The sequence below is a fragment of the Candidatus Methanoperedens nitratireducens genome (assembly GCF_000685155.1).
Lineage (GTDB): Archaea > Halobacteriota > Methanosarcinia > Methanosarcinales > Methanoperedenaceae > Methanoperedens > Methanoperedens nitratireducens.
The window spans coordinates 21,224-38,101 of record NZ_JMIY01000008.1 but is presented as its reverse complement, the minus strand read 5'-3'; the positions used below and the strand labels follow the sequence as shown (position 1 = coordinate 38,101).

22 protein-coding genes are annotated in these 16,878 nt (G+C 43.5%); 10 read left to right on the top strand and 12 right to left on the bottom strand.

All coding sequences use genetic code 11. From position 1 onward, the window contains the following. Positions 1-125: 125 nt before the first annotated feature. The 4 genes from ANME2D_RS15800 to nrfH form a co-directional block, all read right to left on the bottom strand. Positions 126-776: a CHRD domain-containing protein gene (locus ANME2D_RS15800; protein ID WP_198527458.1), complete on the bottom strand. Its 651-nt coding sequence runs from the start codon at positions 774-776 to the stop codon at positions 126-128. Positions 777-880: 104 nt separating this feature from the next. Next, positions 881-1,483 (bottom strand): CHRD domain-containing protein, encoded by a 603-nt coding sequence (locus ANME2D_RS15795; RefSeq protein ID WP_081810345.1) that lies wholly within the window; start codon positions 1,481-1,483, stop codon positions 881-883. A gap of 151 nt (positions 1,484-1,634) precedes the next feature. Further along, entirely contained in the window at positions 1,635-2,939 is a 1,305-nt protein-coding gene (locus ANME2D_RS15790; protein WP_048093932.1) for an ammonia-forming cytochrome c nitrite reductase subunit c552, read from the bottom strand. Beyond that, on the bottom strand, positions 2,936-3,421 hold the full coding sequence (gene nrfH / locus ANME2D_RS15785; protein WP_052368997.1) for a cytochrome c nitrite reductase small subunit: 486 nt from the start codon (positions 3,419-3,421) through the stop codon (positions 2,936-2,938). The genes ANME2D_RS15790 and nrfH overlap by 4 nt, the downstream gene beginning before the upstream one ends. A 373-nt stretch (positions 3,422-3,794) precedes the next feature. Between nrfH and ANME2D_RS18880 the strand changes: the two genes are divergently transcribed. From ANME2D_RS18880 to ANME2D_RS15765, 5 genes are all read left to right on the top strand, one after another. Then, positions 3,795-3,923 carry a hypothetical protein gene (locus ANME2D_RS18880; RefSeq protein WP_277812953.1) on the top strand — a complete coding sequence of 43 codons (129 nt, stop codon included), beginning with the start codon at positions 3,795-3,797 and terminating at the stop codon, positions 3,921-3,923. 175 nt (positions 3,924-4,098) lie between these two features. After that, the gene (locus ANME2D_RS15780) at positions 4,099-4,686 is read left to right on the top strand and encodes a tyrosine-type recombinase/integrase (RefSeq protein WP_048093930.1); all 588 of its coding nucleotides are present in this window, start codon (positions 4,099-4,101) and stop codon (positions 4,684-4,686) included. A 261-nt stretch (positions 4,687-4,947) separates the two neighbouring features. Beyond that, on the top strand, positions 4,948-5,259 hold the full coding sequence (locus tag ANME2D_RS18290; protein ID WP_157834178.1) for a hypothetical protein: 312 nt from the start codon (positions 4,948-4,950) through the stop codon (positions 5,257-5,259). A gap of 311 nt (positions 5,260-5,570) precedes the next feature. Next, complete coding sequence (locus ANME2D_RS15770) at positions 5,571-5,774, top strand: DUF1858 domain-containing protein (protein ID WP_048093926.1); 204 nt, start codon at positions 5,571-5,573, stop codon at positions 5,772-5,774. Positions 5,775-5,800: 26 nt separating this feature from the next. After that, positions 5,801-6,217 carry a cbb3-type cytochrome c oxidase subunit I gene (locus tag ANME2D_RS15765; RefSeq protein ID WP_048093923.1) on the top strand — a complete coding sequence of 139 codons (417 nt, stop codon included), beginning with the start codon at positions 5,801-5,803 and terminating at the stop codon, positions 6,215-6,217. Between the two features lies 1 nt (position 6,218). Here the strand turns inward: ANME2D_RS15765 and ANME2D_RS15760 are convergent, their stop codons facing one another. Then, the gene (locus ANME2D_RS15760) at positions 6,219-6,755 is read right to left on the bottom strand and encodes an HPP family protein (protein WP_048093921.1); all 537 of its coding nucleotides are present in this window, start codon (positions 6,753-6,755) and stop codon (positions 6,219-6,221) included. 5 nt (positions 6,756-6,760) lie between these two features. Further along, positions 6,761-8,092: a multiheme c-type cytochrome gene (locus ANME2D_RS15755; RefSeq protein ID WP_048093919.1), complete on the bottom strand. Its 1,332-nt coding sequence runs from the start codon at positions 8,090-8,092 to the stop codon at positions 6,761-6,763. A gap of 308 nt (positions 8,093-8,400) precedes the next feature. Between ANME2D_RS15755 and ANME2D_RS15750 the strand changes: the two genes are divergently transcribed. Then, positions 8,401-8,646, top strand: coding sequence for a carboxymuconolactone decarboxylase family protein (locus ANME2D_RS15750; RefSeq protein ID WP_198527457.1), 246 nt, complete (start codon positions 8,401-8,403; stop codon positions 8,644-8,646). A gap of 62 nt (positions 8,647-8,708) precedes the next feature. Here ANME2D_RS15750 and ANME2D_RS15745 read toward each other — a convergent pair whose 3' ends face one another. Further along, on the bottom strand, positions 8,709-9,002 hold the full coding sequence (locus ANME2D_RS15745) for a Sec-independent protein translocase subunit TatA/TatB (protein ID WP_048093915.1): 294 nt from the start codon (positions 9,000-9,002) through the stop codon (positions 8,709-8,711). 97 nt (positions 9,003-9,099) lie between these two features. After that, positions 9,100-9,837: a hypothetical protein gene (locus ANME2D_RS15740; protein WP_048093914.1), complete on the bottom strand. Its 738-nt coding sequence runs from the start codon at positions 9,835-9,837 to the stop codon at positions 9,100-9,102. 266 nt (positions 9,838-10,103) lie between these two features. Here ANME2D_RS15740 and ANME2D_RS15735 point away from each other — a divergent pair, with 266 nt between their 5' ends. The 4 genes from ANME2D_RS15735 (at position 10,104) to ANME2D_RS15720 (ending at position 14,625) form a co-directional block, all read left to right on the top strand. Next, positions 10,104-11,756, top strand: coding sequence for a 4Fe-4S binding protein (locus ANME2D_RS15735; protein ID WP_052368996.1), 1,653 nt, complete (start codon positions 10,104-10,106; stop codon positions 11,754-11,756). Between the two features lie 246 nt (positions 11,757-12,002). Then, positions 12,003-12,746 carry a DUF6448 family protein gene (locus ANME2D_RS15730; RefSeq protein ID WP_198527456.1) on the top strand — a complete coding sequence of 248 codons (744 nt, stop codon included), beginning with the start codon at positions 12,003-12,005 and terminating at the stop codon, positions 12,744-12,746. 234 nt (positions 12,747-12,980) lie between these two features. Further along, a complete protein-coding gene (locus ANME2D_RS15725; RefSeq protein ID WP_048093912.1) occupies positions 12,981-13,175 on the top strand; it encodes a CxxC-x17-CxxC domain-containing protein in 195 nt (64 codons plus the stop codon). Between the two features lie 154 nt (positions 13,176-13,329). After that, complete coding sequence (locus tag ANME2D_RS15720; protein WP_048093910.1) at positions 13,330-14,625, top strand: NAD(P)/FAD-dependent oxidoreductase; 1,296 nt, start codon at positions 13,330-13,332, stop codon at positions 14,623-14,625. 105 nt (positions 14,626-14,730) lie between these two features. Here ANME2D_RS15720 and ANME2D_RS15715 read toward each other — a convergent pair whose 3' ends face one another. From ANME2D_RS15715 to ANME2D_RS15700, 4 genes are all read right to left on the bottom strand, one after another. Then, the gene (locus ANME2D_RS15715; protein WP_048093908.1) at positions 14,731-15,240 is read right to left on the bottom strand and encodes a HEPN domain-containing protein; all 510 of its coding nucleotides are present in this window, start codon (positions 15,238-15,240) and stop codon (positions 14,731-14,733) included. Beyond that, positions 15,233-15,634, bottom strand: a complete 402-nt coding sequence (locus ANME2D_RS15710; RefSeq protein WP_048093906.1) for a nucleotidyltransferase domain-containing protein — start codon at positions 15,632-15,634, stop codon at positions 15,233-15,235. The genes ANME2D_RS15715 and ANME2D_RS15710 overlap by 8 nt, the downstream gene beginning before the upstream one ends. 158 nt (positions 15,635-15,792) lie before the next feature. Continuing rightward, positions 15,793-15,972 (bottom strand): hypothetical protein, encoded by a 180-nt coding sequence (locus ANME2D_RS15705; protein WP_048093900.1) that lies wholly within the window; start codon positions 15,970-15,972, stop codon positions 15,793-15,795. A 334-nt stretch (positions 15,973-16,306) separates the two neighbouring features. Beyond that, a complete protein-coding gene (locus ANME2D_RS15700) occupies positions 16,307-16,876 on the bottom strand; it encodes an RPA family protein (RefSeq protein ID WP_048093898.1) in 570 nt (189 codons plus the stop codon). Between the last annotated feature and the right edge of the window lie 2 nt (positions 16,877-16,878).

Sequence of the window (16,878 nt, the reverse complement as noted above, 5' to 3'; positions counted from 1 at the left end):
ATATTAAAATAACTACCAGGGTATACTTGTTTAAAACCAAAGTAATATTATGATCTTAAAAAATAAATAAGTATATTAATAATATACTTATTTATCGACAACCAGATATTGAGATAGTGCCTCTCTTATCTTCTATATAACAGTGCTGCTATGCCCAGTATACCAGCAATAGGGAGCAGTATGCCAAGCGGGAATTCTGGTATTGATGTTACAGGTTCAGATGGCGTTGCAGTTGCAGTCACAGTTGCTGTTACAGTTACTGTTACCTCAGGCTCAGACAGCTTTCCATGGACCTGACCGCGGATTTCACCTGCAGGATTTTGCTCGGTATGGACATTGACATAGGTTTCACCAGCGCTCATGGCATCTATTAGCTCGCTCAGGGACTGTCCTTCAAGCGGACCGACCAGATCATCAGCAGTTATTGTACCTTCTGCAAGCACTCCACTGAACCTGCCTGGAATCAGAACAGGCGGCGGTGTGTCGGGATACAGCCATACAACGATTGGTCCATTTACACCTTCTGCGCCAAGATGTATGTGCGCCATAGATACGTCCTCGATGTTTGCTACGTTGAGCTTGTAACTCAGCTCCGTGCCATCTTTACTGAGCTTGAAGTGGGCCTGACCCTGGGCCTGAGTATCCACTGGTGGCACTTCCTTATCGCCCGAGAGGTGTGTTGCAAAATTGCGATTATCTGGCACTGTAGACGCACTTATTGCCGGTGCAATAAGCATTACCAGTATAAGTGCAACTAAAATATTCTTTCCACTCACTATTAAAACCCCCTTATATTGGTTACAATACTTATGTAGTTAATATCTATAATAATTTTCTGTATGCAGGAGACATATAAATAAAAAAATAAAAGTGATAAAAATCACTTTTCTCTTCTATATAATAACGCTACTATGCCCATTATGCCAGCTATCGGGAGCAGTATACCAGGTGGAAATTCTGGTATCGCTGTTTCAGTCCTGATCTGGCCGCGGACCTCACCTTCTGGATTCTGTTCTGTATGCACATTGGCATAGGTCTCACCAGCCCTCATAACGTCCATTAGTGCTTTCAGAGACTGTCCTTCAAGCGGACCGACCAGATTATCGGCAGTGATTGTACCCTCTGCAAGCACTCCATCAAATCTGCCCGGGATCACCGCAGGCTGTGGCTCACCAGGATAGAGCCATGCAACTACCGGACCGTTCATCCCTGCTGCGCCAAGATGTATATGCGCCATAGATACGTCCTCAATATTTGATACATTGAGCCTGTAACTCAGCTCTGTGCCATCTTCATTAAGCCGGAAGGTAGCACGACCCTGAGCCAGAGTATCTACAGGTGGCACTTCCTCATTACCCAGAAGATGCGCTGCGAAGTTGCGATCATCTGATGCCGGTGGTGCACTGAATGTTGTCACCGTAGGTATACCTAATGCTGTGATCAGTATAAGAGCAGCCAGTATACTCTTATTGTTAATGTTCATTGTTTCTCACCCCCATTGAAATCTCGCTAAGATGAGTTATGTAATTAATTTCTATAACTACCTTTCTATCCATACAAGCCGGTGGTTAACAACGCCCGCCCGAAACCACTGGTAACTTATCCCGTGCTGTTGAAAGACTAAAAAAATAATATTAGTGGCTGCCGTTCCATATGACTGCAGGACTGCCAGCAGCCTGCACGGCTTTCAGTTGCGCCTGTCTGGCAAGATCAGCCGAGGAAAGCAGAATGCGCAGAGCCTCCTCAGGATTGTGGAAACCCATGCTATTTTCAGCAGCCACGAAATCCCAGCGCATCTGCGCTTCGCGGTGCAGTTGCCGGGCTTCAGCCAGTACCTTCATGTCCGGATCCGGTTTCAGTGAAGCTGCCTTAATAGTCTTAATAGCCGCAATGAGCGCATCTTCAGTAACGTTCATGGACATCTGCACCTGACTCTGGATCGTAGCAGCCCTGTAAGTTGCATACTCCACATCACGGTGACATGCGCCGCATGCAAGGTTTGCATTTAACAATGGGCTCTTGACATCGTGGGTAGAGAATTTTGCAGCACCTTCACGGGTGTAGGGCATGTGACAATCTGCACAGGACACCCCTGCCCTGTAATGAGTACTATCTGCTGTGTACATTTCATATTCGGGGTGCTGTATCTTGATCATCGGTGCACCGGAAATAGCATGCTGCCAGTCTTTGAACCCTATATTGTCATAATATGCGGTTATATCTTCTATCCGGGTACCGTTCTTCCAGGGGAAGGTCAGGTACTTGCCTTCACCTGCGAAATAATATTCCACATGGCAATTAGCGCAGACCACCGTACGCATCTCCTGGCGTGTGAAGGTACGCCAGTCTTTGCCCTGGGACTTAAGAGCTTCGTCCAGCGCAGGATTTGTAACAACCAGGCGCATAGTACTGGCTTCATGGCAATTAGCGCAGCCAATCGGGTTATTGATATTTTTTCCAAGTTCGCTAAACATGGTTTTATCAAACTCTGCCATTCCCATTTTTGCCCACAGGCCCGGGTTATCCGAACTCTTACATGAGTAGCAGGTACCGGGCGTTTTATTGTTGATCCGCTCAATACTCCTTACATCGGTCAGGCTGTTAAGATGACCGCGTTCTTCGTTGTAATCTATGTCATAACCAGATCCGGCATATAAAATGACAAGACGCGGGTTAATCTCCAATTTTGAATATGGGAATGAGCCGCCATATTTAGTGCGGTTCTGGTTGGTTTTTGTAAGCAAAAAGGTTGAGTATTGATTCGGGAAGTTCAATCCCCATTGAGCTGAATCAGGTTCCATTGCAGGCACTTCGAATATCTGGTTGATGCCGCGATTTGAGACAGGCTGGTTATTGATGTACATAAGTGCAGCGGTTAAAGCTGCTGTCAGGACGATTATCAGACCTGTCAGAATAATAATAGAGATAGAACGCCTCATTTGCCCTCCTGATATGGTGATAGAGAGATTCCCCTTTCGCCGTGTGCAACTGTACGGTGGCACTCGAAACAGTAACGCTCATCATTCCTTTTGCTATCGGCGATATTCCCTACTGTTTGCTCATGACAGTGCAGGCAATTACCCTGGATTATCTTTTGCGAATTCTCAGTGGTGCGAATGACCTCAGGGACGTTACCAGTGATAACGGCTGTTACATCGCGGATACCCGATTCTGCTTTCACAACATACTTTGTAATCGGGTCGTGCGGAATATGGCAATCGCTGCATTCCGCCCTGTTTTTGTGATCGCCGTGATACCAGCTTTCATAAACAGCACCCATCACGTGGCAACTGTTACATGCTGTGAGAGTGTTCCCAATGTACTCAGTTAAATTGCTGATGTGCATATCCGAATCATTAACATACGTTCCTGATCCCATTGCAACCAGTACAAAAATCCCCGCAATAAACAGAAACTTCATTATCCTCACCCTGCCGTTACATGTGGATTTACGCTAGATACGAACATTGTATACCTCACTTATAGCCGCCTGGTTATTTCTTTTAAGAAACATTTCTCCTGAACCGACCTTGAGACAATATTTCATTCCACCGTCTCTATATTTTGTTACTTTTTGCATATCTCCTCCTATAAGGCAAACGGTAACCTACTGGTGTTCTTATTGTATATAAATGTTATTGATAGACCTCCACTGTCGTCGATTATTATATAGGTTAAATCCAGAACTTAAATTCTACAATTAGTACGAATTTTGTAGACAATTTGGCATAATTTTATATACAATTATAACAAACTACGATCGCTCCAATGTCACATAATAGGAGGTGCAAGAAATGGTTGGACTTGAAAGCTCGATGGACCTGGCTGAAAAAGCAAAGCAGGTCAAAAAACCAGAAGTCTCTGAAGCTGAGAGAGAAAAGCAGAGAAAATTTCTCGAACAACTTAAAAGCCGCAAAGAATAGTAAAAGGAAATTATAAATTAAGTACAGAAAAGCTATGCAATGTTAAGCCAATAGATATAGTGAAAGCCTGGCGTGAGATTAAATCTTTCTGGCTGCGGCTTCTTCATATATCTATTGACTATATTTATCAGACAATTCAGTATGATATATATACAACTATGACAATCTTTAATTTATGCCAAATACAGTCATGTCTGCAAAAACCAGGAAAAAACCTGATGAGTACTTTACTCAGTCTGAGATCGATTCATTAATGGAGTACCTGGATAACCTTATGGTTCCAACATTGTGTAAGGCATTCCTTCGGGACAGGGATAAGCTGTTGATCTCATTATTGTGGAACACGGGATTGCGGATCTCTGACGCACTGAGCCTAAAATTGGATAACATCGATTTTAAGAACGAATCTTTGACCTTTCAAATTAGAAAGCGATCTAAAATTGTAGATCACACCATCTCCCTGGACAAGGCGTTACTTTATGAAATTATTAAGTACAGGGATGCATGGCGTATCTCTAATCTATTATTCGATATGTCCAGGGATAATTTCGATAAGAAATTGAAGGGCTATTGCGAGTGTATAGGCATAAAACCAAAGAGCGCTCAAAAGCTCCGTAAAGGTATGGCTATGAGATTACTTGGTAAAGTCCCGAAAGAGATTATAGCCTATCGTTTAGGTCGTTCAGGCATCCAGACTGGTGACGAAGCATATGCTAAGGTTACCCCAGAGGTTGAGAAACGGTTTCTGAAAGAGGTCAAATAATGATGGACGTGTTTTAAAAAGCACCTGAGGATAGTGATGATAAATTTATCTGTTAAAAGAGGACGATTCTCTGTAAAGGTAGAGAACATGAGCCGCAAGCGGTGCCCTGAGTGTGGCAGTTCGTCCATTTTTCGGCGTACACGTAATTATTCGAATAAAACAAAATACCGATGCCAAAAGTGCAAACTGAACTTTGATGTTCCGGTTATAATCCCAAAAAACTCCCCGGTTTTTAAAGCATGGATTAACAGGGAGGAAAAAATGATTACAAAGCAAGAATTGATCGAAGAATTGAAGGAGAAAGAAGCACATGTAATAAAGAAAGAACTGCAAGAGAGATTACTAAAAAAATGGGAAAATGATGGAAAGCCGCTAGAATGTGGATGTGGAAAAGAGCTCCAGGATATATCAGAAGAATATAAACAAATTCAAAATAACCTGTTCGAAACTCCATGCGGAAAAAAGAGAAAATTAAAAATCCCTGCGCGTTACGATGCAGTTCAAATACTAAAACAACTGATGCCATGGATTGCCTGGGATGAAAATATTAAAAGTAAGATAGAAATTTTTTAATTTAGATTAAAGGAGGAAATAGCAATATGACAAACGCTGTCACCATGTACCTGCCGTTCGGGCTGACCGGAAGCTGGATAGGCAGTCCGCCTACAGACCGGTTATTGCTCCGCTTATGGGATCATAGTTTGCAAGCAGGTTTATCGTTGAATCTGCGGTGAATGCGTTTGGCGTCACCATCTTCTTCCCGTCACTGCTCATCCAGTGGGCATGCGGATGTGGTCTTCTAATATCGATCCTGTCTTCCTGTCAAACACTGTCAAACGGAAAGTAGATAGATGTTGATGAACAATAAATGGATGTGAGGAATTATGGCAGAAAAGATAACCAAGAGTGACAAACTCAACGAAGTAATAACAAAATATCCGCAAACACGGGATGTATTTATCAAACACGGCATGCCAAAATATACGGGACGGCTGCCCTCTGAGACGCTTGAGTTTTTCAGCAGGATGCACAGGGTGGATATCAACCAGTTACTTGATGAGCTGAATATGGCAGCAGGGCTGGCATAAGATCACGGCATACAAGGAAGGGGCGCATGGAGATACCGCTGAAATTTGCCTGGTCAAGTCTGATATATCTGCTAATAGGAGGTACAGTGGGGTTTATCGTTCTTATAGATAGAACCATGGGATTGGGGCTGGAGAGGTACTCATTGACCTTTTCCCATGTCCACATCCTGCTGATAGGTTTCGTGTCCATGATGATATTTGGCGTGGGTTATCATCTACTGCCAGTATTTGCCGGTACTGAACTCTATAGCCTGCGTCTGGCAGAACTGCAATTCTGGGTTCAGAATATAGGCCTTGTGGGACTTACACTCACGTATGCCTACAGGTTTGCAGGCAGCAGCTACCAGATGGGGGCTCTGATGTTCGGAGCGATATCGCTTATAGGGTTTTATCTCTTCGTCTATAATGTGGGACGTTCGCTCATACCGCCTGAGGAAGCTTAGCTCAATACCAGTACTCAGGATACTTCCTTCCCTCTGCCAGGTTATTCACAAGCAGCGCTATCACAAGCATGATTAATGCCCCTGCAAGCGTGGGTACAAATACGTAGAGGTAGCCAATGTTGTGTATTTCTTCACTGCCTATCACAGCTATCAGTGCTGTAGCGCCTCCAGGTGGATGCAGCGTATCGGTGAAGAGCATCACTGCTATGGCAGATGAGACCGCAAATGCACTTGCCATCCAGGTATCACCCATCATCTGATATGCGCTCACGCCTATAATGGCTGACAGGACATGGCCTCCTATAAGATTGCGCGGCTGCGCAAGCGGGCTCCTGATAGCTGCGAATATCAGTACTGCCGATGCTCCGAATGAACCTATGATCAGGGTCAGGTCACCTGACTCAAAAAAATTAAAGCTAAGAAAGGCTACAGCCCCGATCCCCGAGAAGCTTCCTGTCCATGACCAGAATATCTCTGCTAATCTAATTCTGGGCGGGCTTTTCGCACCGCCCTTCATCTTTAACAGGTATTCTCTCATCCTCTTTATCTTCTCTTTCTAATCAGGATTATTGATATCATTATTGCAAGCGCTACGATAGCAACAAATCCCTCAAACCCTGGCACTACTCCTGCCTTTGTTCCGGTTTTTTCAGTCTCCAGTGCTTTTTCAAGCTCTGCTAACCTTCGCAGTGTCCTGTTTTCAGCTTTTATCTTCTCCAGGTCCAGGTTGAGCTGTGCCCAGCCATACCAGTGAGCATAATCCGGGTTCATGTGGTATGCCCCTTTCCATGCATGTATGAGCGCGTACTTGTACATCTCAAAGAACTCGGCCTCTATTTCAGAGGTATTGGAGTAGGTCTGGTGTCCTGTCAGAGTGAGTTTATTCCCTGTCACCGGGTTTAGCGTCCTGTTCTCAGGCATGGGATCAAGCAGCCCATCATTGTAAAGATCGCTTATGATCTTAATAGCTTCACCTACTTTTGCATCTGATTGCCTCTTTATCTCATCTGCTTGCTCAAGCACACCCCGCGCAAACGATTCTGAGTGGCACCGCGAGCAGATCTGAAGCATCGTGGTTCTTCCTGAATTGAAATCTTCCTGGGTTATTGATCTCATTATAATCCCATCAGGGCTGGTGATATAATCATTGCCGCTGTTCCTGTCGCTTATAAAGGCACCCTGCGATACCGAACCCAACGTGATCCCCTGGCTAACATCATGCGTTCCCCCATCCGCATGGCATGTAACACAGGTAGGTGCACGCGTGGTATTTCGATCAAGGTCAGTGATCACCCCGTGCTTTGATGTCCTGTAGTATTCTATCTGGTCATGATCAAGTCCCATGTGGCAGGTCTCACATGCCTCTGGCTGGCGTGCCTCTTCCGCGCTGAACAGGTGCCTTGTGTGGCATGAGTCGCACTTCCCAGCCGAGCCGTCCGCATATACCTTTCCGATGCTGTGGCATCCTTCGCACATGCTTGCCCGCATCATGTCATTCGGGATTGCTTTATACCGCGACGCAGTCTCCATCTTGGTCCAGCCCAGGCTGTGTTTCCCGGCATTGAACTGTTTCACCTGGTCAGGATGGCATTTGCTACAGTCCCCGGGTGACGGGGCTTTTGTGATAAGAAAACCATTATGAGTGAATGAATCCTTATCTCCCTGGTCTGCTGCATGGCAGCTATCACATGTGACATTGTTTATGGCATGCTTACTCATACTCCAGTCATTGAGGATTCCCTTTGTGGCACCTACCATCGTGTGGCAGCCTACGCAGGCATTATCCTTTACTTCGTTCTTTTGCGCATGTGCCGCTGTTGAAAATCCGATCAGAAAAAAAATTATTATAGCTAGTCCGATAGATATTTTATTCATTTCTTCACTTCCTATCTTCCGTGTAAGAATTTTTTAATTCATCAGGCAATGTAAAAATTTAACTGTTATTAACTATAATTAAAAACGATATTTCTCCTATTTCCTATATGAATTCCTCTGCTAATGCTAATGTATCGGATTTTGTTGAGCTGCTGTCAGTTCATTTTTCCAATATCGAAATCTTTAATAGGCAGGATGTATAACTTAAATAAGGAGGGTTAGAAATCAAGAAATTTTCAGAGGCACTAACATCTTTTATCCAGGAGTATCCGGATATCTGGCAGGCGCATGAAGAGACAGGTGAGCTGGTGCACAGCATTGGACCGCTTGATAAAAAAACATGTCATCTAATACAACTGGGAATGGCAGCATCAGCCCAGTTGCATGGTGCAATACGCTCCCATGTTACCCAGGCCTATGAGGCAGGAGCAACACCTGAGGAGATCTACCATGCCATTCTGCTTACGCTGAATACTGCAGGCTTCCCGAGGATGATAGTAGCATATAGCTGGGCAAGGGAACTTATAGAAAGGTTAGAGAAAGAAGGGAGATAAACAACTGTACAACTGCATAGCAAATGCTAGCTCCTGACCTTTTTAGAGCGCAGCTTTCTTCTTTATACTCTGCTCTTCTTTAGGCCTGCTTTTATTTCCTCAAGTATCTTGCTCTCATCCTTTCCATCAGTATTGATCCCGAGGTCTGTTGCGAGCTTCTGGATATGCTGCTGGATGTTCTTGCTCTCCTGGATAGGTGCCTCAAGTTTGCGCATCTCGTTTGCAGTCTCTATCTGCGCCTTCTTGAATTCACCAGATGCTTTTCCCATGGATCTTGCAAGCTCTGGTAGTTTGCTTGCCCCGAAGAGGAGAACAATCACAAGGAAAACCAATATTAATTCCTGCGGTCCAATCATTCTTTCTCACCTCCAGTAGCGGTCGGAACTTTTCGCTGTTAACATATATTAAGTAATAAGTACTCTGGATATAAGTATATTTCCATACTGCGCCAATTTAACTCTCAAAGCTCCCCTTTTTCTCTTTCACCTTTTGCACGATCTCAAATATTTCATCAGCTCTATCTCCAAGAACGCAGAGTGTTACTGAGCCTTCGCCTCCGTTTATTCCACCTGCACTTAACGGGAAAACATCCTCTGCGCCCAGCAGCGCTAATGCTCCCACCTCAGTAACAACTGTACCAAACAGCGGCATCATCCCTACTGGAAGCCCTGTTGCTTTACTGCAGCGCTGTATCCCTATCCTTTTAGCGATGTCTGTTACAGAGTAAGGTATGGATTTTTCAAGCCCAACAGGAATAACAAGGTTTATGCCTTTTGCCATAACCGATCCGAGCATATCTCCTGTAGTGCCACCAGCTGGATTTGCCATCATGACACCGGCCACGTTATGAGGATCAATGGCATTTGCCCCTTTTATAATAACATCCTGGGATGTCATATCACCTAATATGCCCTTGGCATCCACCTGCTTCCCATTGCGCAGGGCAATCACCGGCAATCGCTTCTCCTGTGGAACAACGGTTGTTATCTCATCAACGTAACCTGCTGCATATCTCATGTGATCTATCTTCCTGCCTGTGAGTTCCTCTGCCACATATGCATTGGTGGTGCCCAGGGTTATCAGGATAGATCCTATCTCCAGTGCCTGCTGGACTATCGGAAGCCTCTTTACGCCCATAGCTATAATTCGCTTTGATTCCGGGGGGGTCAGTGTTACCTGTATATATTTCATTACCTCACCACTTTAGATTCCTGCTAAGAAGTATCTAGCTGTTTGAGTATAAATATTTGGTTGAGGGATACCTGACATGGAGATTCTAAGTTAGAAACCTAAAAAAATTACTAAATGTCTAAAAAGATCCCTACTTTACAAGCGATGTAAAGTTAAATAATTAACGCTTTAAAACATCAAGATCGGATGAACTTTTTTTATCTTATTTTAAATCACAAAGAGAATGAATAAGGCTGGTAATTAAGGCATTGGAGGAAAAATAGTAAATGGGAAAAAAAATATTAGTTGTTTTATGTATAATTTTGCTGTCGGCTGCACTCGCATTGCCTGTCGGCGCAGCAGAATCGCAGAATGTGGAATCAGACGACCACAATAGTATGAATATGAATGATCAGCATGCCGGGGATACCGGGGATGCGCACGCAATGGAAGGAGATGTGAACTGGTACGTTATAGCATTGTTACTCGGCATAACTGGCGTTCTAGGATATTTCGCTTCAAACACAGAAAAACTGAGGAAAATTAATTTCCTGGATTATGCATCGATAAAAAATATTCTTAAAAGCCGCTGGTACCCTTTGATATTCGTATTGCCTACCATGCTTATATTCGGGATAATCGTAATCCAGCTCTTCTCTGGCAGCAGCGAAGCATCATATAATTTTGGCTCTGTCATGGTATGGATATTCCTATGGCCCATCTTGCCTGTACTGTTCTTGCTGTTCGGCAGGCTGTGGTGTTCGGTATGCCCTCTTTCCAGAGTAAGCGATGAGGTGCAGAAAAAAGTAGGGATGCAGAAAAAAGTGCCAAAGTTCCTTCAGAAGTACGGGGTCTGGATCATAATAATGGCTTTCCTCATTATAACCTGGGCTGATGTAGTCATTGAGCTTGTTGAGTCACCTATAAATACAGGCTATCTTCTGCTGTTTGTGTTCGCAGGGGTGGTTCTCATGGGCGCAGTATTTGAGAGGCGGGCATGGTGCCGCTACCTGTGTTTCCTTGGAGGACTATCAAGTAATTATTCCATGAGCTCAGCCCTTGAACTTCGGGCTGATAAAGAGGTATGCAAAACTTGCAAGACCCCTGACTGCTATAAAGGAAATGAAAAAGCAGAAGGCTGCTCAATGTTCGAGTATCCAAGGACGATGGATTCTAATCGTTCCTGCAATTTCTGCTCTAACTGCATCAAAACATGTCCTCATGATGCTATCAGGATAACTCCCAGGCCACCTACAAGTGAACTCTGGTTTATAAAGAAGCCGCGTTTTGAGGAGTCATTTCTTGCAGTTGCTTTAATAGGGATAGTAGTGAGCCAGACCGTTATTATGCTTGAAGTATGGGAGCCTTTCATGACCTGGTTTGAGAATACCACAGGCATCACAAACTTCACCGTCGCATGGACATTGATATTCGCGGGAGCTATGCTTATACCTGTTTTGCTGATGCTGGCTGCAAGCTTTGTATCAGGCATAATCTCTGCAGGAGTGCCGAGACCTGATCTAATACCAGACCAGACAGCAGAGATAAGCTATCAATCAATCAGAGGTCCTGGAGAAGCGCTGCGTTCTAATTTCATTCGTTTTGGCTATTCTCTTATCCCTCTGGGACTCGGTATACACCTTGCCCATAATTCAAAACATTTCCTTGGAGAAGGGCTTTCTGTGATATATACATCGGCATCGCTTATTGGATTAAAGATTACCGGGGATCTATCAATCCTGAACATGCCTACGATACAGGTTATCCAGTATATGCTCACAGTACTTGGTATCATTGGTGCTGTATATACAGCGCACAGGATATCACTGAATAATCCCGGCCCAAGGTCATCGGTGCTGCCATATGTGGTATTGATATTGCTGTTTGGTGCTGTGGCACTGTGGATGTACACTGTGCCTATGGCCGCGCGGGCTCATTGAAATTGAAATGCCGAAATAGTGGGAGTATGCAGCAATGGCTGCAGCTCCTATCTCAAATTTTGTCATCAAAAAAGAGCATATGCCATTGAGAAGGGCGGTGCAAGTAAGATCACAAAACAGAGAATAAGCTTATATATATCCTTAAACCCATTATTTTATGGGGAAAAAGGAAAGAGTACATTCATAAGCAAAATATATCGAGTGAGTAATAAGGAGATGATAAATATATAACTTTAGGAGGGGGAAATGATGGGAAAAGTAAATATTATAATTACCAAGAAAATTATCGCTGCAACTGCTTTAGTTATCTTGTTCGCAATTGCTGGGGCTGACGTGGCTTCTGCACATTGTGATACAATGGATGGCCCGGTTATCAAAGCTGCTCAAAATGCACTAGAGACCGGGAATGTAAACCCCGTTCTTATCTGGATACAAAAGGAGGATGAGGACGAAATAAAAGAAGCTTTCCGAAAGACTCTTGAAGTCCGAAAATTAAGCCCTGAAGCCAGGAACCTTGCAGATATGTATTTCTTTGAAACACTGGTTCGCATACACCGGGCCGGGGAGGGAGCGCCTTATACTGGTCTGAAACCAGCAGGTGCTGTCGAACCTGTAATTCTTGCTGCTGACAGGGCGCTTGAGAATGGTTCAGATGAGCAACTGCTGAAGCTTCTAACACACAATATGCAAAATGGCGTCAATAAACAGTTCAAAGACGTCATGGACAAGAAGAATTACGACCCAAATAATGTTGATGCAGGACGTGAGTATGCGGAAGCCTATGTCGAATTCACTCACTATGTTGAGCAGCTCTATGAAACAGCTAAAAGTCCATCGGACCATTCTATCGAAACTGAATCGCAACAAAATACGACCCAGCCTCAGGTAAAGGTGGGTGACCGGCCTGAGGTCAACCTGATAAAAGAGGGGATTGATCGGTTGAAGGAGCAACTAACTATGGCATGGCGCTGGTCGACATCCTGGCATTAGCAGACACACACCTGTACATTACGCTATGAAAATAGATAGCAAATTATATAGATTCGATTAAATACATATTGCTTAGCCGTAAGTGGCGAGGTTAGGCTTATATAGGAGCAGGTAGTATGGGCAACCGATCAATCAGCCTTTTAAGTAGGCTACAAAGCTGTAAATATACCTGTACGTATATTTGCAGTACTTACTGAGGAAACTGAGAATAACTAAATTTACGGAGGTACAGATATGCATAACGAAAGAAGAGGCAGCTTCCGCTATGGAAGAAGTGGCTTCGGACTAAGACTGAGCGGTTCAAGAGAGATGTGCAATGCAACCTGCATGGACTGCGGTCTGAAAACCGAAATACCTTTTCAGCCGTACGGCGGCAGACCGGTATACTGCAGGGAATGCTACCAGAGCCATATACCAAAGAGATATTGAAGTTATCTCCAAACTCCGTTTTAAGGCATAACAGGTGCGGGATTTGCAGCCTTTAAGATCCTGTAAGCCCTGCATCTATATCATCTCAAAATAAAAGATCTAAGATTATAGACTAATATTTTGAATACAGGGAATGAAGGTGGGGTTTAGTAAAATGGATAAAATACATAATTTTCATAAAGAAAATAAACACTATAGAGTAGTGATTTTAGGCGCAGGTTTTGGAGGATTGTGGGCAACAAAAACCCTTGTCCGCCATCCTGTAGATATATGCATTATAGACCAGAATAATTATCATACTTTCTTTCCCCTGTTATATCAGGTTGCAGCAGCGGAGCTGGAACCTGAAGATATAGCCTACCCCGTTAGAAGTATTGTTCGTAAATTCCCAAACGTTCATTTTTTACTTGCAAAAGTAAACAAAATTGATCTTAAAGCACAAACTGTAGAAACAGATATTTGCTTGGTCTCTTATGATTTTCTGATCCTTGCTGCGGGAAGCACAACCCATTTTTTCAGCATTAAAGGAGCCAGTGAATATGCGTACCCTCTTAAAACTCTTGAACATGCCGTAAATCTTCGCAATCAGATCATAACCTGCTTTGAAAGAGCATTATATGAGCCAGATGAGGAACTCCAAAAAAGTTTACTGACCTTTGTTACTGTAGGGGGTGGTTCAACAGGAGTGGAATTTGCAGGTGCGCTTGCTGAATTGATATATGGTCCCATGAGAAGGGATTACAGGAATCTGGACTTCAAAAAAGTTAAGATAATACTCCTGGAAGCAGGGGAAAGACTGCTTTCAAACCTGCCAGATCGTCTTGGTAATTATGCTCTTGAAAGGCTTAACAGGATGGAGGTGGAGGTTCGCTTTAATTCAAAGGTTAGTGAAGTTAGGCCCGATGAAGTAAAACTTGTCGACGGCTCTGTAATTCAGGCTTATACCGTTGTATGGACAGCAGGGGTAAGAGGTGAGCCTGTAATAACTAATCTGGGACTGCCTACAAATCCAAGTGGGAGAGTGGCTGTTCTGAATACACTTCAAATTCCTGATTATCCCAATATATATGCAATCGGAGACCTTGCATATTCAGAGGAAGATGGGCATCCGCTGCCCATGGTTGCGCCTGTTGCAATCCAGCAGGGAGTAGCAGCAGGAAAGAACATCACCAGGCAGATATCTGGTAAACCTCCAGTACCATTCCATTATAGTGACCGGGGCATTATGGCGGTTATAGGACGAAGGGCAGCAGTAGCCTATCTATTTAATCGCTTTTGTTTCACAGGATTCCTTGCCTGGATTATCTGGCTGGGTATACACCTGCTTAGTCTTATCGGTTTTCGGAACAGGCTCTTAGTTTTGACCAACTGGGCCTGGGATTATATCTTCTATGAACGTGTTGTATGCTTTATATTGCCTGCTAAACCGCAGTTGGAGAAAGAAAGCTGATAGAAGCAGATAGGGATCGTGGCGCAGGCGGTGAAGGAGGGAGTGGAGATAAGATAGTGGTTAAAATTCAATAAATTTTAAGTCGATGTCTCCTTGATATCACATCTATCTTAATTCTCTTATGAATGTATAATAATTATTTATAAAAAATTTCTCTAATTCTTCTCTTTGTCTGGGTATCACCCTTCCGCTTTTATCTTCAACGAATTTAAAGCATAATTCTAAAAATTCCATGGATGACCTGCAAAGGTCTTTTACTTCTTTTTCATCGTATTTCCTGTAATGTATCTTGCCGAACCTGTCAACGCCGTATCTTGAAGGTATGTAATAGGATTCAAGTTTGTTAACATCAGGCAACAGCTTTAAAAAGTCCTTATTCAGGTCTTTAGATTTCGGGATTACGAATTTAACGAGATAGTCTGTATAAATATGTTCATCTGTGATCAAAATATTAAGGAATGAGAGACATACTTTTGCTGATTTTTCGGAAGCCTGCTGGGAGTGGAAGATCGCCATAGAATAAAGCTTCTCTTCCAAAGCTGGTCCGATAATTGATGTATCGTTCACCGCATCCAGCAAATATCTGATAGCCCTTGCTTCTCTAATATTAGACATGGTAACCTACTTTATTGCCTTCTGTAATGATGGGTCTTATGTTCTTCACAACATTTTCACACCTGATCAGTATATCTGTACCATAAAGAAGCCTGCTGGCATGGTATATTTCATAAAGGAAGGGGGACGAATACTCCAGGTCATCCATGCCAAGAAGCAGTATCTCAAGCGGTCTTTTTATTCTTCCAAGAAGTGAGTACCTTATTCTGGCTATTATATCCAGATCCTTTTCAGGATACTCCCTTAGTATCACCGCAATGTCATAATCGCTTCTTTCGTTCTCTTTTCCTTTTGCGATACTGCCAAAAAGATATATCGCTTCGATGCCGCTTATTTCTTTTAATATGGTTTTGACGATTTTTTCAAGGTCTCTTTCTTCTTCAGTGGCTGTCATTTTACCTCATTGCAGTGGCAGGAGTGTGCCATAAATACAGCTTTTAAACAGGGTAATTCTTTCTTCAAGATTTTAATGACTTCTTCTTTAGTTAGCATTTTAAATTGCTCTCCATGCATCTTGTGGTTTTTCTTCGATTTTTACAGCTACGCAATATATCAAATTACCTTGTTTAAATCAATTTCAATACCTACTTGCTTGATTTCTCTGGCAAGAGAAAGCTGCCATCCATTATTAGTATCCATAGGTAGATATAATACGCCATGGTAGTCAGAGGGAATCTCGACTCCTTCTTTATATACGTATAGGAAAGTATAAACGCATTTCTTCCTCCTCATCTTGAAATCTGATAGTCTAAAAACAACGAACATAAACGAACTGGAACGAACTCCAAGAGTTCGTTTTGAGTTAGTATAAGTTCGTTGTTAATAATTTTGCCCCCGCAGGGGCTTTCTTGAGAGCACAAACATTTTCACGGCCGAGCTTTCCAATAAAATATTTCAGCTTCAGTTCGTGAGTAAGTCAGATTAGGTGGAAATTGGTACTCTTGATTTTTTTCTCTTATCATAACTCATCTCATAATAGTTGCCCATTATGTAAAAACTCAAGACAGCTAATCTTCTCATATCAATATTAAAATTAAAAATAAAAAGGTGGGCACCCTACCGTACCCTACCGTGCCCTTAACGACTCAAGCGCCTGAGCCACCATCGCCCTGTACTGCTCTACATTCGTTGAGTAATGCTCCTTCGCCCTGACAGCATCAGGTTCATCACCCTGCAGTCTCTCAAGCCTCTTTATCGTATGCATTGCAGTATCCACCACCCACCTGTCCCGTGTCTCAGCATCCACGACCTGTAATGATTCAGGTCTTATGGATGTTATCACATTCCCTTCAGGTGTGGTGTATGTACTCGGTTTTCCTATGACTGCTATGAACTCAGGCGGTGTTATCCTTGCCAGGATCTGCGCTGCCTCAGGCTGGTACTGCCCTGCATACACAAAGAACGCGCCTGTTGGATCAACAATGCGCCCCCGCCAGAACTCCGCCTCGGTCCCGACATCTTCTTTCTCTGTCAACGTACCGACCACGAAGACCCGGTTGCATTTTGCTCCCGTGGGTGTGAGTAGGTATTGAGGTGAGTACTGATCATGTCCTTCCCTGGCCTGGAGATTTGATTCCCTGAACTCTGCAGCGAATATGCGGTGTGCAACTTCCCTGACAAATCCAGCTTCTGCCATAT

Coding starts and splice junctions, on each gene's coding strand:
- ANME2D_RS15795 (WP_081810345.1), bottom strand. CDS start 1,483: ATGAACATTAACAATAAGAGTATACTGGCTGCTCTTATACTGATCACA.
- ANME2D_RS15780 (WP_048093930.1), top strand. CDS start 4,099: ATGCCAAATACAGTCATGTCTGCAAAAACCAGGAAAAAACCTGATGAG.
- ANME2D_RS15700 (WP_048093898.1), bottom strand. CDS start 16,876: ATGGCAGAAGCTGGATTTGTCAGGGAAGTTGCACACCGCATATTCGCT.
- nrfH (WP_052368997.1), bottom strand. CDS start 3,421: ATGAAGTTTCTGTTTATTGCGGGGATTTTTGTACTGGTTGCAATGGGA.
- ANME2D_RS15725 (WP_048093912.1), top strand. CDS start 12,981: ATGCATAACGAAAGAAGAGGCAGCTTCCGCTATGGAAGAAGTGGCTTC.
- ANME2D_RS15740 (WP_048093914.1), bottom strand. CDS start 9,837: ATGAAATATATACAGGTAACACTGACCCCCCCGGAATCAAAGCGAATT.
- ANME2D_RS18880 (WP_277812953.1), top strand. CDS start 3,795: ATGGTTGGACTTGAAAGCTCGATGGACCTGGCTGAAAAAGCAAAGCAG.
- ANME2D_RS15705 (WP_048093900.1), bottom strand. CDS start 15,972: ATGAGGAGGAAGAAATGCGTTTATACTTTCCTATACGTATATAAAGAA.
- ANME2D_RS15755 (WP_048093919.1), bottom strand. CDS start 8,092: ATGAATAAAATATCTATCGGACTAGCTATAATAATTTTTTTTCTGATC.
- ANME2D_RS15745 (WP_048093915.1), bottom strand. CDS start 9,002: ATGATTGGACCGCAGGAATTAATATTGGTTTTCCTTGTGATTGTTCTC.
- ANME2D_RS15790 (WP_048093932.1), bottom strand. CDS start 2,939: ATGAGGCGTTCTATCTCTATTATTATTCTGACAGGTCTGATAATCGTC.
- ANME2D_RS15760 (WP_048093921.1), bottom strand. CDS start 6,755: ATGAGAGAATACCTGTTAAAGATGAAGGGCGGTGCGAAAAGCCCGCCC.
- ANME2D_RS15720 (WP_048093910.1), top strand. CDS start 13,330: ATGGATAAAATACATAATTTTCATAAAGAAAATAAACACTATAGAGTA.
- ANME2D_RS15710 (WP_048093906.1), bottom strand. CDS start 15,634: ATGACAGCCACTGAAGAAGAAAGAGACCTTGAAAAAATCGTCAAAACC.
- ANME2D_RS18290 (WP_157834178.1), top strand. CDS start 4,948: ATGATTACAAAGCAAGAATTGATCGAAGAATTGAAGGAGAAAGAAGCA.
- ANME2D_RS15735 (WP_052368996.1), top strand. CDS start 10,104: ATGGGAAAAAAAATATTAGTTGTTTTATGTATAATTTTGCTGTCGGCT.
- ANME2D_RS15770 (WP_048093926.1), top strand. CDS start 5,571: ATGGCAGAAAAGATAACCAAGAGTGACAAACTCAACGAAGTAATAACA.
- ANME2D_RS15715 (WP_048093908.1), bottom strand. CDS start 15,240: ATGTCTAATATTAGAGAAGCAAGGGCTATCAGATATTTGCTGGATGCG.
- ANME2D_RS15765 (WP_048093923.1), top strand. CDS start 5,801: ATGGAGATACCGCTGAAATTTGCCTGGTCAAGTCTGATATATCTGCTA.
- ANME2D_RS15730 (WP_198527456.1), top strand. CDS start 12,003: ATGATGGGAAAAGTAAATATTATAATTACCAAGAAAATTATCGCTGCA.